At 42.2% G+C, this 16,232-nt stretch carries 18 protein-coding genes and 1 pseudogene; 5 read left to right on the forward strand and 14 right to left on the reverse strand.

Annotated elements, in window-relative coordinates; translation table 11 throughout:
* Positions 1-43 precede the first annotated feature (43 nt).
* Positions 44-679 carry a 16S rRNA (guanine(966)-N(2))-methyltransferase RsmD gene (gene rsmD, locus ACZ5O6_RS11895; RefSeq protein ID WP_447092746.1) on the forward strand — a complete coding sequence of 212 codons (636 nt, stop codon included), beginning with the start codon at positions 44-46 and terminating at the stop codon, positions 677-679.
* A gap of 35 nt (positions 680-714) precedes the next feature.
* Here rsmD and ACZ5O6_RS11900 read toward each other — a convergent pair whose 3' ends face one another.
* Positions 715-1,455 (reverse strand): DUF1223 domain-containing protein, encoded by a 741-nt coding sequence (locus tag ACZ5O6_RS11900; RefSeq protein WP_447092747.1) that lies wholly within the window; start codon positions 1,453-1,455, stop codon positions 715-717.
* A gap of 142 nt (positions 1,456-1,597) precedes the next feature.
* On the opposite strand from ACZ5O6_RS11900, the gene coaD reads away from it, so the two are divergent.
* Positions 1,598-2,077: a pantetheine-phosphate adenylyltransferase gene (gene coaD / locus ACZ5O6_RS11905; RefSeq protein ID WP_447092748.1), complete on the forward strand. Its 480-nt coding sequence runs from the start codon at positions 1,598-1,600 to the stop codon at positions 2,075-2,077.
* Between the two features lie 195 nt (positions 2,078-2,272).
* On the opposite strand, the gene ACZ5O6_RS11910 is transcribed toward coaD, so the two are convergent.
* The 7 genes and pseudogenes from ACZ5O6_RS11910 to ACZ5O6_RS11940 form a co-directional block, all read right to left on the reverse strand.
* Complete coding sequence (locus tag ACZ5O6_RS11910; RefSeq protein ID WP_447092749.1) at positions 2,273-2,833, reverse strand: YbhB/YbcL family Raf kinase inhibitor-like protein; 561 nt, start codon at positions 2,831-2,833, stop codon at positions 2,273-2,275.
* A gap of 90 nt (positions 2,834-2,923) precedes the next feature.
* Complete coding sequence (locus ACZ5O6_RS11915) at positions 2,924-3,727, reverse strand: helix-turn-helix transcriptional regulator (protein WP_447092750.1); 804 nt, start codon at positions 3,725-3,727, stop codon at positions 2,924-2,926.
* A gap of 65 nt (positions 3,728-3,792) precedes the next feature.
* Positions 3,793-4,008 (reverse strand): DUF6552 family protein, encoded by a 216-nt coding sequence (locus tag ACZ5O6_RS11920; RefSeq protein ID WP_447092751.1) that lies wholly within the window; start codon positions 4,006-4,008, stop codon positions 3,793-3,795.
* A 44-nt stretch (positions 4,009-4,052) separates the two neighbouring features.
* The gene (locus tag ACZ5O6_RS11925; RefSeq protein WP_447092752.1) at positions 4,053-6,170 is read right to left on the reverse strand and encodes a RelA/SpoT family protein; all 2,118 of its coding nucleotides are present in this window, start codon (positions 6,168-6,170) and stop codon (positions 4,053-4,055) included.
* Positions 6,171-6,458: 288 nt separating this feature from the next.
* Positions 6,459-6,671, reverse strand: a pseudogene (rpoZ, locus tag ACZ5O6_RS11930) (DNA-directed RNA polymerase subunit omega); the annotation flags it as partial.
* Between the two features lie 145 nt (positions 6,672-6,816).
* Positions 6,817-7,431: a guanylate kinase gene (gene gmk, locus ACZ5O6_RS11935; RefSeq protein ID WP_447092413.1), complete on the reverse strand. Its 615-nt coding sequence runs from the start codon at positions 7,429-7,431 to the stop codon at positions 6,817-6,819.
* 7 nt (positions 7,432-7,438) lie between these two features.
* Entirely contained in the window at positions 7,439-8,308 is an 870-nt protein-coding gene (locus ACZ5O6_RS11940) for a YicC/YloC family endoribonuclease (RefSeq protein WP_447092414.1), read from the reverse strand.
* 176 nt (positions 8,309-8,484) lie between these two features.
* Here ACZ5O6_RS11940 and rph point away from each other — a divergent pair, with 176 nt between their 5' ends.
* Positions 8,485-9,204 (forward strand): ribonuclease PH, encoded by a 720-nt coding sequence (rph, locus tag ACZ5O6_RS11945; protein ID WP_447092415.1) that lies wholly within the window; start codon positions 8,485-8,487, stop codon positions 9,202-9,204.
* Between the two features lie 98 nt (positions 9,205-9,302).
* Here the strand turns inward: rph and ACZ5O6_RS11950 are convergent, their stop codons facing one another.
* From ACZ5O6_RS11950 to ACZ5O6_RS11965, 4 genes are all read right to left on the reverse strand, one after another.
* Positions 9,303-10,508 (reverse strand): sensor histidine kinase, encoded by a 1,206-nt coding sequence (locus tag ACZ5O6_RS11950; RefSeq protein ID WP_464283517.1) that lies wholly within the window; start codon positions 10,506-10,508, stop codon positions 9,303-9,305.
* 35 nt (positions 10,509-10,543) lie between these two features.
* On the reverse strand, positions 10,544-11,248 hold the full coding sequence (locus ACZ5O6_RS11955; protein ID WP_447092417.1) for a response regulator transcription factor: 705 nt from the start codon (positions 11,246-11,248) through the stop codon (positions 10,544-10,546).
* Between the two features lie 15 nt (positions 11,249-11,263).
* Complete coding sequence (locus tag ACZ5O6_RS11960; protein WP_447092418.1) at positions 11,264-12,052, reverse strand: MipA/OmpV family protein; 789 nt, start codon at positions 12,050-12,052, stop codon at positions 11,264-11,266.
* Between the two features lie 180 nt (positions 12,053-12,232).
* Positions 12,233-13,012, reverse strand: a complete 780-nt coding sequence (locus tag ACZ5O6_RS11965; protein WP_447092419.1) for an exodeoxyribonuclease III — start codon at positions 13,010-13,012, stop codon at positions 12,233-12,235.
* Positions 13,013-13,187: 175 nt separating this feature from the next.
* Here ACZ5O6_RS11965 and pyrE point away from each other — a divergent pair, with 175 nt between their 5' ends.
* Both pyrE and ACZ5O6_RS11975 read left to right on the forward strand, forming a co-directional pair.
* Positions 13,188-13,826 (forward strand): orotate phosphoribosyltransferase, encoded by a 639-nt coding sequence (gene pyrE / locus ACZ5O6_RS11970; protein WP_447092420.1) that lies wholly within the window; start codon positions 13,188-13,190, stop codon positions 13,824-13,826.
* Between the two features lie 79 nt (positions 13,827-13,905).
* The gene (locus ACZ5O6_RS11975) at positions 13,906-14,517 is read left to right on the forward strand and encodes a hypothetical protein (protein WP_447092421.1); all 612 of its coding nucleotides are present in this window, start codon (positions 13,906-13,908) and stop codon (positions 14,515-14,517) included.
* Between the two features lie 35 nt (positions 14,518-14,552).
* Here ACZ5O6_RS11975 and slmA read toward each other — a convergent pair whose 3' ends face one another.
* Both slmA and argB read right to left on the reverse strand, forming a co-directional pair.
* A complete protein-coding gene (gene slmA / locus ACZ5O6_RS11980; protein ID WP_447092422.1) occupies positions 14,553-15,164 on the reverse strand; it encodes a nucleoid occlusion factor SlmA in 612 nt (203 codons plus the stop codon).
* Positions 15,165-15,308: 144 nt separating this feature from the next.
* Complete coding sequence (argB, locus tag ACZ5O6_RS11985; protein WP_447092423.1) at positions 15,309-16,211, reverse strand: acetylglutamate kinase; 903 nt, start codon at positions 16,209-16,211, stop codon at positions 15,309-15,311.
* Positions 16,212-16,232: the final 21 nt, after the last annotated feature.

A 16,232-nucleotide genomic window follows, 5' to 3' on the forward strand; every position in this document is an offset into this window, starting at 1 on the left:
ATCCTTTACGGTTTGCCCGATACTTTAGAAAAAATGATGCTAGATGCCTAAAAATACTCGTAAAAAAACAACTAAAAAACCCACTGCGGCCACGCAGAAAACGCGCGAGGGGGATCAGCAGTTGCGCATTATTGGCGGCCAATGGCGAGGCCGAAAGCTGAGTATTGCTAATGTTGATGGCTTGCGCCCAACGGGTGATCGCATCCGCGAGACATTGTTTAATTGGCTAACAGGCTATGTAGCCAATAGCCATTGCTTAGATTTATTCGCGGGCTCTGGTGCATTAGGGTTTGAATGTTTATCTCGCGGCGCAGCGCAGGTAACGCTACTTGAAAAACATCCGCAAGCAGCAGCGCAATTGCGTCAACACCAGCAACAGCTTTCATCTGAGCAAAACAGCGACGTGATAGAAACCGATACTCTCACATGGCTTAACGATAAACATCATCCATCAACGCCTGTTGATATTGTTTTTCTTGATCCACCCTTTGCTGGCGATCTATGGGATCAGGCAATCAAACAGTTAGAAGAAAACATTGCGTTGAGTAATAGGGCGATTATCTATATCGAAACCCCTAAAAATAAAGTGGTCGCCATTCCTTCGCATTGGTTAGTCTTAAAAGAGAAAACCAGTGGACAGGTGTGTTATCGCTTGTTTCAGCGTAATACGCCACCTTAAAATTTAAGTATTAACAAGACATACACAGTATGCAACTACTCACTAACACGAATACGGCCAGCCGCCACTATTTCACCGAGCGGCCATTGCTGGGCAAGCACTAACCATTCTCGTACTTGTGGCGCATTGGGTAACGACCACTCAATATTTTTTGAATCGCCATTCCATGGACCTTTATTCACAATATGTTCAACAGGGTTAATGTACGGTAAATGCTTTCCCGCATTCTCACCCGAAGCTATTGGTATGGCATGTTCACCACTGGTGCCAAATAAAAACAATTGCCACTCCTGATGCTGGGAAGACGATGGGAGCGCTGGTAGCATAACTTGTAACTGCTGTTCTTGCGCGCGCTGCCTTGTGGTCAATTGTATCGCCTGTAGTGAACGTTCGTATTGGTGGTCTGCGGCAATAACCTCATTGACCTTTCTCTGCCGCGAACCCACCACGCCGTACCGCCCGTTAATAATCATTTGCGGAGTGTAAACGCCACGCTCGCCGCCTTTTAACACGTGTTGATATTGGCGTTGGCGGTTATTACAAAAGGGGAGTGAAAAGGTATCTTTCCAGCCTAAATAATTCCAATACGTCACATGACAAGATAAGGCAATCACATGATCACTCTCAGCAAGCTCACCCAAAAAAGCATCCGCAGGGGGACAAGAATGACACCCTTGGCTGGTAAATAACTCGATAACAGTGACCGGCGGAGCGGTCTCTTCAGCAGAGGCTGTTAGCGAAGCGAGTAAAATCAGTATAAAAATTATGTGGTTCATAGTAATACCTAGCAGATAATCTGATTATAAGATCATCACTAGGATAAAAACGTTCAATTGTTTATGATGCAAACGCTTACTGATACTTATATTTACTAATACTTGTTGCTTTAACCTATTAAGCACTGCTGAGAGTTTACTCATGAAAAAAGTCGTTTACCCCGGTACCTTTGATCCCATCACTAATGGGCATGTTGATCTCGTTGAGCGAGCTTGTCGGCTTTTTGATCATGTCGTTATTGCCGTTGCCGATAGCCGCAGTAAAAACCCTTTATTTGACTTAAACGAGCGCGTTGCACTGTGCCAAGAGGTGCTGAAACATTTAGACAATGTGGAAGTGTTAGGGTTTAACGTCTTACTTGCTCAATTTGTAGAAGAGCAGGGCGCACAAGCGGTGATTCGTGGACTGCGCGCCGTATCAGATTTTGAATATGAGTTTCAGTTGGCGAATATGAACCGCGCTTTGCTGCCACATATGGAAAGCATCTTTCTCACACCCGCCGAACACTTATCCTATTTATCCTCATCACTCGTCAGAGAAATTGCCGCGCTAAAAGGTGATGTGAAACAGTTTGTACCTACCGCTGTCGAAGAAGCTCTGAAAGAAAAATTTACTCATTAATCAGCGTCTACACAAACTTACTATTGAGTCGGCAGAAAAGAATACACTTGAACTTCAGACTTTCGGAGGCAGGAGCCGACGTAAAGCGTATAGGGATATATTTACAGCGTGTTTGAAATTCAAATACCCCGTTAGTAACATGTCTAGCCACTAAAAAAATTAGCTTAGAAGCTAGAAACTTTACGCTATCCTCTTCTAATCTCTTTTGTACAACGCCTCTATAGTACTAGACGCTAAAGAGTTGGCATTCACAAAGTAACCTGTCAACGCAGCCGACGCATTATCGGGCAATGCTAACTTTTTTGATAAAGCGTGGATGGTAAATTGATAACGATGTGCGCCATTCTTCTTTGGCGGACATGCTCCACCGAAACTTTTTGAACCATAATCATTTTCGATTTGAAGGCTACCAGCGGGCATGCGCTTACCATCGACGGTGCCGGCGCCTGTCGATATAGCCGTTACCTCCGCAGGAATATTCACAACCTGCCAATGCCACCAGCCGCTGCCCGTTGGCGCATCAGGATCGTAAGCCAATATCGCAAACGCTTTTGTTTCTGCTGGCGCACCAGACCATGTCAAATGCGGTGATGCATTATCACCACTGCAACCAAAACCCTCAAATTCCTGAGCTTTGGCCATAAATTCTCCATGCGATATATCGTCACTGCTCAACTGTAAAGAATCAGCAAAAGCGACATGCGTTAACGCCGAAGAAAGTAGTACTGTAGAGATTATGTTTTTTAGTTGTTGCATATCATGCTCCATTTAAGATGATTGAAGAGAGCATAATAGGCGATGCCTACGGTTGTGATTAGTACATATCCGATCAAACATTCGCCTTAATCAGGCACGTGTTTTTCTTAACTCGGAGGGAGTCACGCCAAAAAGCTGTTTAAATTTTTGGGTGAAACGAGAGGGCGAATGATAACCACATTGCTCAGCAACGGCGCCAATAGAGATTCGGCTACTTTGCAAAAGATGCAGGCCATGACCTAACCGGACGTTTTCTTTGATGGATTGAAAACTTAAGCCTTCGCTGTGTAATTTTCGACGCAATGTAGACTCACTCATTGCGAGTGCCGATGCGAACTGCGTAATACCCATCTTTTGGGTGATGTCCTGACTGATTAACTTATGTAATCTGTACGAGATATTCGATGATATATAGGCAGACGTAATTTGGTGATAACCTAAATAAAACAATACTTGTAAAATTTCTTGCCGGCGGATATGCCACATCGCAGGAAGGGCTGTCGCAGACCATTCGACAAACTGTTGCAAAGTGTTTTCTAACACGCCATTAATACTACCTTGTATTAATGGCGTGACAACATTATCAACCGAGGCCGGAAGACAATCAAAATCGCTATCTTCAAATTCAACCAATAAAGCAAAATATTCGCCATCGCTAGGAATATTTCTCATGTCGATGGTGGGATTATTCGATAAAAAAACAAAGCTCTGAAAAGGGCAGATTATTTCACCCTGACGGCCCAGTTTTTTATTACCGCTTAATATACAAATAAGCAGTGGCTTAACAATAGGAACGTTAACAATATGCTGCTCTTTTACCGAAGTGTATACAGAGAAGGGAAGAGATTGCTGGCTAGCCGCTACATATCTTATCGTTTCTATTAACGTTTCCACTTACCGTCTCGCTTTACTTTTGCAGACAAAGAAGAGATTTTTTAGTGTTCATTGATTAGTGTCTTTTATGCATTTAAATAGCCGACCAATAATGATAAAAAGGCGCCAATATGTACGACCATAATCGCACGATCTTTCCACAACACACCGACAGCAAACCACAATACTATGCCTACAAGAAATGCATAAATATTGATAGGTGTGTAGCCCAACCCCGTCAAACCATATCCTAATAACTGAATAACAGTTGCTACCCATTTAACAATATCTACCGTTTTCATCGTACTAGCTCCAGATATATAGGCAAAAAAATAACAGGTTCTATTTAGTTTTTATCCCGACCAATTTTTTCTACCTGTCGCATGCCGCGAATACGACGCATGATGTCTGCTAGGTGAACGCGATTTTTAACACCAATGGTTAAGCGTAAAATATTGCGGCTAGGATCTTTTTCTTTATATAAAATTTTCTCAATGTTGGCGCCCATTTCTGTAATGCGGCTGGCAATTTTTGCGAACAAAGAGCGATCCGATTCAACATTGATAATTAAATCAACAGGGAACTCACCCTGCACCTCTTTAGACCAAGTGACATGGCTGGTTTTATCTGGGTTTTCACGTATATCTGCAATGTTTTTACACGTATCCACATGAATGACCAATCCCTTACCTGAGCTAATAACACCCATAATTTCATCACCAGGAATAGGGTGGCAACAGCGAGAAAGGGTAATCATAGTGCCATCGGTTTCATCGATGGTTAGCGGCGATAAGACTTGTGTAGAGATTTCATCAGCGCGCTCAGGCGCTAATAATTGGGCAATTTTGCTGCTCATCACATTACCCAAACCAATCTCACTCAGCAGCTCGTCAAGGTTACGATGGTCTAGTTCTTCACATGTGGTTTGTAGAACTGTCTGGTCAATATCGTCTAAACCAACATCCACTTGTCGCAACATACGATTAAGCATACGACGACCAAGATCGATGGCATCTTGCTGCTGGTGATTTTTGAGCGACTGACGAATAGCTACACGCGCCTTACTCGTTTTAACGGTATTAAGCCAATTAGCTTGAGGGCGACGACCTTCGGCAGTAATGATATGCACTTTTTGACCATTACTGAGCGGCTGATTGAGCGATGCCGTACGATTATTGATGCGACACGCGTAACACGTATCGCCAATTTCTGTATGCACCGCATAAGCAAAGTCGACAGCAGTGGCATCCATCGGCAATTCGATAATGCGACCTTTGGGCGTGAACACATAGATTTCATCAGAAAAGAAATCGTTTTTCACCTGCTCAATAAACTCAACCGGATCACCCGCATTTTGCTGTAATTCGAGCAAGTTATTAATCCATCGGCGTGCCCGCGATGCACTAACATCGTCGACACTATCTTCAGATTTGTAAAGCCAATGCGCTGCAATACCTGTACTCGCGATCTCATCCATTTCTTTAGTGCGAATTTGCACTTCAACAGGGACATTTTCTGCCCCATTGACGACAGTATGAATAGATTGGTAACCATTGACCTTGGGAATAGCGATGTAGTCTTTAAAACGACCGGGGATAGGTTTATACAGATTATGGACAGCGCCTAGTACACGATAACAGTCATCAATACTGCCAACGATCACACGAAAACCGAAGACATCGGTAATGTCACGAAATCGACGCTTTTTCTCACCCTTAAGCTCCATTTTTCGATAGATACTATAGAGATGCTTTTCACGTCCAATGGTAATTGCCGTAATGTCCCAACGCGCTAATTGGTTTTCAAGATTTTCTTGAATATGAGAGACGAGTTCTTTTTGCTTCGAACGCACCGCAGATACCGCGGCGCTTAAACGCCTTGCTCGCAACGGATAAAGCGCTTCAAAACCACGATTTTCGAACTCAACTCGAAACGATTGGATACCCAAGCGTGCTGCAATACGGGCATACATTTCGAGAGTTTCTTTTGCGACTCGCCGACGCTTTTCAGGCTTTAGCGGCCCTAGCGTGCGCATATTGTGTAATCGATCCGCGAGCTTAACGATAATAACGCGAATATCTTTCGACATTGCTATCGCCATTTTTTCAAAGTTATGCGCTTGTTTTTCTTCTTGGCTGGAAAACTCCATATGTGTGAGCTTACTCACGCCATCGACAATCTCGGCAACAACTTCACCAAACTCTTCGGTAATTTGCTCTTTATTAAACGCGGTATCTTCAATCACATCATGCAACATAGCAGCAACTAGACTGTGATGATCCATGTGCATTGTGGCAAGAATTTTAGCAACAGCAAGGGGGTGAGTAATATAAAGTTCGCCACTGCTGCGGGTTTGGTCACCGTGAGCAACTTCGGCATAATAATACGCTTTTTCGACAACGGCGATTTGATCAGGCTCTAAGTAGCTAGAGAGCGAAACGAGAAAATCATCAATTGTCGACATAGGTCATCACGCGATAGGCTTAGAAGAGGAATTAATGTTGTAAGCAATATATAGAATCATTACAAATGCGCGCAAGCTGGCGCGCACAATGCTATCGCCCATTCGATACAGGCGACAACAAAGGACAAGAGGTATTAAGAGTTACTCTGAATCTTCTTCAAGGTTGACTGCAGCAGGTGTAATTTCTACATCGCTTTCTGGTTGCGCAGCATCATCGGTTAAACCATCGCTAGCCGCCGCCGCAAGACTCGCTTCAATGGCAGCAATATCATCAACCATTTCTTCGTAATCATCTTCTTCTTTTTCAGTCAAAATGCCTGGCCCTATGTGGCCTTCTTCGATTTCACGTAATGCAATCACGGTAGGCTTATCATTTTCTTCAGGAACCATCGGATCCTTGCCACCTGTTGCGATTTGACGAGCTCTTTTTGTGCCTACCAATACAAGTTCAAAGCGGTTATCGACATGATCTAAGCAATCTTCAACGGTAATACGAGCCATAATAAATTTCCACAATCTTCAGAAGAGAGGAGGCACCCAAATGCCACCATTTTTACATTTTACGCCCACACCACTTAATCTGTGACAAGGGCAAATAAATCAGAACGCGCTAGTCTACGCAATACCTAGGCTGAACACAATATGCTCAATGCAATAAGTCGTCGAGTAAATCGCTATAATTACCTTCTTGCTTGTCAGTCTGTAAGCGCTGCGTTTGTATAATATCGTGGAGCTGTTGTAGGGCTAGTTCAAATTGGTCGTTGATTAACAACCAATGTGATTCATGATAATGCGACATCTCATCTATGGCCGCTTGCATACGTTGATTGATAACCTTCTCGTCATCTTGACCTCGCCCTGTCAGCCGTTCATAGAGCGCATCGCGCGACGGCGGTAGAATAAAGATACTTTGCGTAGCCGGCATAATCTCACGTACTTGTTGTGCGCCTTGCCAATCGATTTCCAAAATAACATCGATACCTTGGCTAAGAGCTTCTTCAACCCACGTTTTGGACGTGCCATACTGGTTTTCAAACACCTGAGCATGCTCTAAGAACACACGATCAAGAATCATATTATTGAACGTGTCATGAGAGACAAAGCAGTAATCCTTACCATCCACCTCCCCAGGCCTCATCGCACGCGTAGTATGCGAAACCGATACCTGAATGCGCGAGTCGCGCTGCAACAGGGCTTTAACCAAGCTTGTTTTACCCGCACCTGAAGGAGCCGATATTGTAAATAATGTGCCTTTACTCATGGATAACTTACTCTATATTCTGAATCTGCTCGCGCATTTGCTCAATTAATACTTTTAGTGATACTGCCGCTTGCGTGGTATCAGCGTGAATCGCTTTTGAAGATAGCGTATTCGCTTCGCGGTTAAGTTCTTGCATCATAAAATCTAGTCGGCGGCCTATTGCTCCCTGTTGGCGTAGTATATGACGAATTTCTGTAATATGAACGCTTAACCGGTCAAGCTCTTCATCAATATCAGCTTTGTTCGCGAGTATTGCCACTTCTTGTGCCAGTCTTTCTGGCTCTACATTCACTTCCATATCGCTCAGACGCTGCGACAGCTTTTCTTTTTGAGTGAGTAATATAATAGGCATTTGTTCTCGAATCGATGCAATGTATTCGTTAATCGCACCTAGACGCTCTTCTATATGGGACTGTAACGCCTCTCCTTCTCTAACTCTGTGGTCGACGAGCAACGATAGAGTGTTCTCAAAAAGGGCTTGTGCAGCTTCAGATATTACCTCTTTGTTGATTGTCGCTTTCGTTAACACGCCCGGCCATTGCAACACTTGTAAAGGGTCTAATGGGGCGATGGGATGTGTTGCTGCTTGGGCTATATCGGCGCTCGCTTTCATCAATTGCTCTACGAGAGCGGTGTTCACAGAAAGTTGCTGCTCTTGTGCGTCATCAAACGTCAACTGAAGAGTAATCTCTACTTTACCGCGCTGTAATTGGCGACGACAGGCTTCTCGAATAGCAGGCTCTAACGAGCGCAGCAATTCGGGTAAACGAATGGTTGGTTCTAGGTAACGCTGATTGACACTACGAATTTCACAACTTAGCACTCCCCATGTCGACTGAGATTCTTGGCGAGCAAAGCCTGTCATACTACTTGGCATCTACATTTTCCATTACTTGTTATGGCGGTTTTTTTATACGAGGTATCGATTAAAAAGTGAAGGTGATTCTACCATAGGCACAACGCCGATTCGCCTTTTGCTGTACACTGCGAAGCCATTTAAGGGCACACTCATACCCAATAATCACGTGTCAAAAATCTCAAGAGGCAAGCTATATGAATCGTCCTAGTGGCAGAGCAAATGATCAAACACGCAGCATCCATTTAACAAAAGACTTCACCAAACATGCGGAAGGCTCGGTATTAATAGCGTTTGGCGAAACCAAAGTTATTTGTACGGCCAGTATTGATAATCATGTGCCTAGTTTTTTACGGGGACAAGGAAAAGGCTGGATTACCGCTGAATATGGCATGCTACCCCGTTCAACTCATTCACGAATGAACCGCGAAGCCGCACGCGGCAAACAGACCGGACGCACCGTAGAAATTCAACGCCTGATTGGTCGTTCGTTGCGAGCAGCCGTTGATTTAGAAGCGCTTGGTGAGCGTACCATTACTATTGATTGTGATGTTATTCAGGCCGATGGTGGTACACGTACCGCTTCAATCACAGGCGCTTGTGTAGCCCTTGCACACGCGCTCAACAAACTCGTAGAGAATGGCACTCTTGCTTCTAGCCCACTGACGCGCATGATTGCCTCTATTTCTGTTGGTATTTATGAAGGAGAAGCAGTACTAGATCTTGATTACCCAGAAGATTCCAGTGCAGATACCGATATGAATATTGTGATGGCTGATGACGGCGGCATGATTGAGATACAGGGCACCGCTGAAGGCGAGCCGTTTAGTGAAACAGAGTTTATGCAAATGTTAACACTCGCCAAAAAAGGCATTAAGGAGCTCAATGCTGCTCAGTTAGCTTGTTTAGCTGAATAACAACGAGCCCGTATTACATTATTACCACATGGATAGTGGACTCCGATTACTGACCACTCTACGATGAGCGAAAAAAGCAAGCATCAACCAAAGACGGATTAGTTAAAACTAACCAAAGCCTGTGTTCCCTTCTCCTCTTCGTTATGCATAACATTAAAACACCACCCCATTTGCGCGCACACTTGATTCACTATATCGAGCCCATAACCAAACCCTTGATGAGTGTTTACTATTTTTTTATCAACAATCCCGGGGCCGGTATCAGTAACAGAAAATATATTATTCATTAGTGTAATCGTAATATTGCCTTCTTCGGTATAAGTGAAAGCATTACGTATCAAATTTGAGATAACAATATAAAAAATAGCGTCTTTACAAGTTATCATTACTGATTTTTCACAATTAACTACCAACGTAATTGGCTTTCCGCTTACGATATGTTGATAACGCTCAATGGCTTTATTCACTGATGTCGTACCACAACTTAAATGCTCTTCTTGACAATCACCTTCTCGCCCTAACCATAAAAATGCATCAATAGTTGCGGTCACATCATCAATCGCATATTGCATTTTTTGCATCATTTTTTCTTTATTCAACTTTCTTTTTTCGCTCACTTTCAGCAAACTCAACGAACTGCTCAACACAGTCATCGGTGTACGTAACTCATGACTGATATTTCGTATAGTATTTTTTTCGCGGCGAATAAATTTATTAATGCGCATCTCTCTAGTAATAATTTCCTGATGAAGCGCATTAATTTCATCGACCGGAGGCTTGTTACTAAATAAGTTATCAGGAATTCTTTTTCCTGAGACTGCTGCAGCTAATATTTCCAAAGGAATGGATGCTTTCTTAGATAAAACCCACGAAAACCAAAGTCCAAAACAAGCAACAATAGAAAAATATAATGCTATTAGCCAAAACATATCTCTGGTTAACAGGCTTTCACCCGAGCCGTCTGGAAGATTTGATATGAGATATATCGAAGACGTTGCGTTTTCTATATTAGCAACAGCGACTCTAATTTCTGCTTCTTCTGCAAAACCCGGCTGCCCCTCCAAAGACAATTCATAAACTCCTTCTGGTAATTCACGAACGAGTGTTTGATAATTTGAAGGCACATTTTCAATACCTTCAAACCCTTTTAACGTTCTACTTTTCGGTAATTTATTGACCTCTCCATATTGATAGCCATCCATTATCGCATCCATTTCTGTACGCAAAAAAGACTCATGAAATGTATCTTCAGCTTTAAAAAATAAGTCTATACAAAGCAATAAACTTAATATCACAATAATCATTTGCAAACTAAAAAATTTATTAAGCAAGACACTTCTTAATCGCACAGTTTTTTCTCAATTTGCAATGTAAAACCTATACCATGAACAGTTTTAATAACAGGTTGATAATGGACTTTGGCAATTGCTTTTCTCAACAAGAAAATATGGCTACGAAGAGAATCACTATCGGGTGGCGAATCAAACCATAATAATTTTTCTAATTTTTTTCGTGTAATAATATTAGGGTGATGCATCACCAATGCTTTAAATATATTAAAGCCTATTTTGGTTGTTTCAACTATTTTTTCATCATAGGTAATCATAAAGCTGCTTTCATTTACTGCCCACTTACCTAAAATTATCGTATCATTAGTTAAGCCATACGCTCGCCGATAAAGTGCCGATAAGCGCAGAGCCAACTCCTCCAAATCAAACGGTTTTGTCATATAGTCATCGGCACCAAGAGAGAATCCTCGTTTCTTATCTTCAAGAGAATCTCTGGCTGTTAGGAAAATAATAGGCGTTGTTTTTTTCAAATCCTCTCTAATTTCACGTGCCAATGCAAAACCGTCAGCATCAGGTAACATAATATCGAGAATAATAATATCATAGTGATTAACCGACAATAACGTACGTGCCTGACCCGCGCTATACGCATGATCAATCATATGGTTACGCTCTAAAAACAATACGATATTTTCTGCAATATCTTGATGATCTTCTACTAATAGCACATCAAATACATCGGTATTGATTGTCATATTAATCACTCATTATTAAAAATGGTAGCTCACGCCTAAGCTCACTTCAGCTTCTGTATCATCACCCGCTTGAATTAATGGGCTATCTACACTATCGCCGGCAAGTACTTCGTAGTCGATACCCGCATGCAAATTCCATCGAGGGGTTAACTCATAATTAGAGTGCACTTTGATACCATAAGACTTAATCCCTGAAGAAATCTTATAAGCACTATAGACGGAATTTGCTGCTTGAGTTTCACTGATGCCAAATTCTGTTTGCAAGTGCTCACTGTCTGCAAAGCTAATATCAGCATTGATATTTAAGGAGAATCGATCACTATCAATCAAAGCGTAATCGGCACCTAGAAAACCTACGCTGCCTTTTTTTACATCATCGCTAGCATATGTTTGTCCCGCCAAATAAAGATCTAACCGGTCTGTCGCCTTATAAATAAGGCCGGCTCCTAGCTCTATACTGCTATCAATATCGCCTAAGCCCGCCAATTTACCCTTAGAGCTGTCCGACTCTTTACGCCCTTCCTCATAGTTTATCCATAAGGCTTGGGTCCATCGGTCTGACAAGGTAAAGCGTAATTGATTATGAAGAATATTCGATGAAAATTCCCACCCATTTCCCGATTGATAATCCGCTTGAATACCTACGTCTGCTTCGGTTTCATGTTCACTAGAACCATGATATTCAACCTCGCGCTCAACACCCAAATCCACTGCAAACGACCAGCCCTCTTTGTTGTCTTCAGCATAGAGCCAGCACGGCATTAAGCTAGTCGCTATTAGTGTACTTGCAATAACTATTTTCATATCTACTCTCCAATAAATTAATATTGGCCAAGCATACGAAAAAGAGTGTCAAAACATTGTGATATAGATGTGAAATAGATGTGAAATTGAAAAATAAAGGGAAGTTGGGTAGGTGACAATCCTTCGCCTTAAACAGAAAGCGATAAGGCAATACACCTTACCACCCTTTGTTAATTTCCACTAAAAGTCAGGCTCTAGCTCAAAATCGTAATCAACAATAACGGCTAAGTGACTAGAAAACTGCTGTTTTTTATAGATGACCGCGTATTCAACTTGGTTCTTTAACGATGCTGATGCAATTTGCAAATCTGTTCGCCATGCATCGCCTTTTCCTTGCTCACCACTCGGCCACCAGCTGTATTCGTCAGCATCGGCATTGCCTTGGCGAAACGCATCAACATAGCCAATACCGCCTAGTTGAGACATCCATTGTTTTTCTTCCGGAAGAAAACCTGATTGATTTTTTTGTTGCTCAGGGTTTGATACATCCTGCTCTTTGGGTGCAATCGCCCAATTACCACAAAAGATGAAGTCGCGTCGCTTACGAGAAATTTTGGTCAGGTGCGCCTGTAAATCATCAAAAAATTGCGCTTTAACCTCATGTGACTCGATATTCGAAAACGCTGATGGTGCCAATAACGAGCCGATACTGATTTGGTCAAAGTCAATCTGTAGGTAACGGCCTTCCATATCCACACCGCTAGAAAACCCTAAACCATAGATAAGCGCCTTAGGCATAGCGCGAGAATAGATAGCGACGCCATTATAGTGTTTCGTCCCTGAATCAAAGAAATAAGCGTTATAGCCTTCCGGATGAAAAATATCATCATCGGTTTCATATTCAAGACAACGCAAATCCTGCAGACAAATGATGTCTGCATCTTGTTCTGCCAACCAATCATAGAGGCCTCTTTGAGCAGCCTGATGGAGGCCATCGACACTGAGACTAATTATTCGCATAATGTACCCTTATTATAAGGCGCGTATAATACCGAAAATAGTGAAATTGCAAAGCGCAAACTGCCTGTGCGCTGTAAAAATACTGAAATAGACGGTATGTCTGGATCACACTACTTTTAAAATATGCCTTATTGTTTTTATTACATTTAATTTAGTCGAATTCTAGGATTTTACAATGCAGCCGTTCCAACAGCAGTTTATAGAGCTAGCCATTAAACACGAAGCACTGTGCTTTGGTGAGTTTACCCTAAAATCGGGTCGCATTAGCCCTTATTTTTTTAATGCAGGACGCTTCCAAACCGGCGCAGCGCTGGCGGCACTGGGAGAAGCCTATGCCGCAGCATTGATAGCTGCTGATGTTGACGTTGATATGATATTTGGCCCAGCCTATAAAGGCATTCCTCTTGCAGCGATAACTGCAGGTACGCTCGCCTCAAAATATAACAAAGACCTTCCCTTTTGCTATAACCGTAAAGAAGCAAAAAACCATGGAGAGGGTGGCTCATTGGTGGGGGCACCACTACAAGGTAATATTGCTATTATTGATGATGTAATTACCGCAGGAACCGCTGTACGCGAGGTTATCGATATAATCCATCAAGCAGATGCCAGACCCGCTGCCGTCCTCATCGGTGTGAATCGACAAGAACGAGGCAATGGTGAATTATCTGCCATTCAAGAGGTCGAACAAGCGTATGGTATGCCTGTTATCAGTATTGTTAGCCTAGATAACATCATTGAATATATGCGTAAGAAAGGCAATGACCACTTTGTCGCAACGATGGAAAGCTATCGTGAGCGCTACGGTGTTTAGGCTGTAGATGGCTATATGATGCTTATAGTAACAACCTCTGCATATCGACAATCGATAAAACATTAACTAGAGTGATACCATGATAAATAGATACCGTGAACACCTTTTAATGCTAATCGCTGCTTTGGTGCTATGTGTAATCACTAGCGCAATACAGGCAAACAATACACTCTATCGCTATGAAAATGATCAGGGCACAAAAGTTATTTCAGATGTGATATCACCCTATTATGCTGCCAAAGGATACGATGTCATTGACAGTCGAGGCAATATTGTAAAAACCGTGCCTGCTGAGCTAAGCCCCGCTGAAAAGGAGCAAAAAAGAAAAGCACGTGTCGAACAGGAAAGGCTCGATAAGTGGGATCAAGAGCTACGCTCTCGATACCATAGCGTGAAGGATATCGAGTCAACAAAAAAGCGACGTTTAAAAGGTATCGATAATAGCATCACTTCACTTCAACTAACGCTGGAAAATATTTCAAAAACTATAAAGTATTATCAAGCAGAAGCCGCAGCCAATGAACGTCAAGGTGAAACTATTCCAAAAGAAACTCTGGCATCAATGGCGAGACTGCAAGCAGATCGTGATTTCATTGAACAGGAAATCGGAAAAAGACAAGCAAGAAGAACTGATATTGTCAGTAAATATCAAAAAGACATTGATCGATTTAAAGTAATCATCAACCAATAGTATAAGTATACCCCACTTAAAAATCGATCAATCAATTATTTTACCAATGCCTTCTCACGGAAAAAACTAGTCATCACTACCGCAAGTTGTTCTGACCAATGAGTAGTGGGCAAACGCTTAAACTCACTACGCACATATTGTGCAATTCGGCCTTCAGCAATCGCTAGCAAACTATTGGCTGCTATATTTGGAGGAAGCACTGTTCTTAGACCTTCCTTCATTTCTGCCTCTCTCAAAATCTGCTTAAGCTGTGTCTCTAAGCGCTCAAAAAATTGTATTACGCGCTGACGCAAACGGTCTGTTTCGCCCGTGATAGCATCACCGGTCAGTATACGAGTAATACCCGGATTGCGCTCACAAAATACTAGTAAGAGTAAAAGCACTTGCTCACATTGTGCTGCAGCACCAGCATCACTTTTATGGATAGTGTTCACATTAGTGAAAATCGTGTCTTCTATAAATTCAATTAAGCCTTCAAACATTTTTGTTTTACTGGGAAAGTGGCGATACAGCGCCGCCTCTGATACACCGACTTTTTTAGCTAATGACGCCGTGGTAATTCTGGCACCGGGAGACTCTTCTAACATCGCAGCTAGCGACTCTAAAATTTGCTGGCGACGAGACACTTTCTTTTCTGGTTTATTCATTTTAATTATTGTCATGTATTGTGTTAGTCAGACACTTCTTATACAAAAGCACAAAAAGCAACCTATTTACATACGATATACGCTTTAATACAGTTTGGTCGAAAGAATATAATGTACTGCGGGCATATATAGCGAAAGCCTACGTTATACTTGGTTAGTAATGAGTGTCCCAACACCAACATCAGTAAATACCTCCAATAATACCGCATGAGCAACTCGACCATCGATAATATGCGCGCTTGAGACACCGGCTTTCACTGCATCTAATGCACATTGAATTTTGGGTAACATACCACCATAAATGGTGCCATCATCAATCAAGTGATCAACTTGTTGCGTACTTAGTCCTGTCAACACCTCACCAGACTTATCCTGCAAACCAGCAACATTAGTTAACAACATGAGCTTTTCTGCTTTTAACACTTCTGCAATTTTACCCGCAACTAAATCGGCATTAATGTTGTAAGATGCACCATCATCCCCCACGCCTATTGGTGCAATAACTGGAATAAAATTGCCTTCAGTTAATGTGCTAATAACATCCACTTTGACAGAAGCGACTTCACCTACTTGGCCAATATCAATAATTTCAGGCGCGTTCATGCCTTCTTTTGCGTCTTTTTTAAGTGACAGTTTTTTTGCACGAATAAGGTTGCCATCTTTTCCAGAAATACCGATAGCTTGACCACCGTTGCTGTTGATAAGACTCACTATTTGCTTGTTAACAGAACCACCAAGTACCATCTCAACAACATCCATTGTTGCACTATCCGTGACACGCATACCGTCAATAAAATTAGACTGAATATTTAATTTTTCCAACAGCGAACCAATTTGTGGGCCGCCTCCGTGCACAACAACCGGATTCATTCCAACCAATTTCATTAGCACAATATCTCTTGCAAAACTTTGTTGTAATGATTCATCACCCATCGCATTGCCGCCAAACTTTACCACAATCGTTTTATTGGTAAAACGTTGAATATATGGCAAAGCCTCGGTAAGCACTTTGGCAACATTTTTTGCATTATCAAGACTTAATGTCATTGAAGGTTTCCTTATTTTTAA

This window comes from Eionea flava, from assembly GCF_055393785.1.

What these genes read in the sequence shown, in the direction of transcription:
- rsmD (WP_447092746.1), top strand. Translation starts at nt 44, where the DNA reads ATGCCTAAAAATACTCGTAAAAAAACAACTAAAAAACCCACTGCGGCC.
- ACZ5O6_RS11900 (WP_447092747.1), bottom strand. Translation starts at nt 1,455, where the DNA reads ATGAACCACATAATTTTTATACTGATTTTACTCGCTTCGCTAACAGCC.
- coaD (WP_447092748.1), top strand. Translation starts at nt 1,598, where the DNA reads ATGAAAAAAGTCGTTTACCCCGGTACCTTTGATCCCATCACTAATGGG.
- ACZ5O6_RS11910 (WP_447092749.1), bottom strand. Translation starts at nt 2,833, where the DNA reads ATGCAACAACTAAAAAACATAATCTCTACAGTACTACTTTCTTCGGCG.
- ACZ5O6_RS11920 (WP_447092751.1), bottom strand. Translation starts at nt 4,008, where the DNA reads ATGAAAACGGTAGATATTGTTAAATGGGTAGCAACTGTTATTCAGTTA.
- ACZ5O6_RS11925 (WP_447092752.1), bottom strand. Translation starts at nt 6,170, where the DNA reads ATGTCGACAATTGATGATTTTCTCGTTTCGCTCTCTAGCTACTTAGAG.
- gmk (WP_447092413.1), bottom strand. Translation starts at nt 7,431, where the DNA reads ATGAGTAAAGGCACATTATTTACAATATCGGCTCCTTCAGGTGCGGGT.
- ACZ5O6_RS11940 (WP_447092414.1), bottom strand. Translation starts at nt 8,308, where the DNA reads ATGCCAAGTAGTATGACAGGCTTTGCTCGCCAAGAATCTCAGTCGACA.
- rph (WP_447092415.1), top strand. Translation starts at nt 8,485, where the DNA reads ATGAATCGTCCTAGTGGCAGAGCAAATGATCAAACACGCAGCATCCAT.
- ACZ5O6_RS11950 (WP_464283517.1), bottom strand. Translation starts at nt 10,508, where the DNA reads ATGATTATTGTGATATTAAGTTTATTGCTTTGTATAGACTTATTTTTT.
- ACZ5O6_RS11955 (WP_447092417.1), bottom strand. Translation starts at nt 11,248, where the DNA reads ATGACAATCAATACCGATGTATTTGATGTGCTATTAGTAGAAGATCAT.
- ACZ5O6_RS11960 (WP_447092418.1), bottom strand. Translation starts at nt 12,052, where the DNA reads ATGAAAATAGTTATTGCAAGTACACTAATAGCGACTAGCTTAATGCCG.
- ACZ5O6_RS11965 (WP_447092419.1), bottom strand. Translation starts at nt 13,012, where the DNA reads ATGCGAATAATTAGTCTCAGTGTCGATGGCCTCCATCAGGCTGCTCAA.
- pyrE (WP_447092420.1), top strand. Translation starts at nt 13,188, where the DNA reads ATGCAGCCGTTCCAACAGCAGTTTATAGAGCTAGCCATTAAACACGAA.
- ACZ5O6_RS11975 (WP_447092421.1), top strand. Translation starts at nt 13,906, where the DNA reads ATGATAAATAGATACCGTGAACACCTTTTAATGCTAATCGCTGCTTTG.
- slmA (WP_447092422.1), bottom strand. Translation starts at nt 15,164, where the DNA reads ATGAATAAACCAGAAAAGAAAGTGTCTCGTCGCCAGCAAATTTTAGAG.
- argB (WP_447092423.1), bottom strand. Translation starts at nt 16,211, where the DNA reads ATGACATTAAGTCTTGATAATGCAAAAAATGTTGCCAAAGTGCTTACC.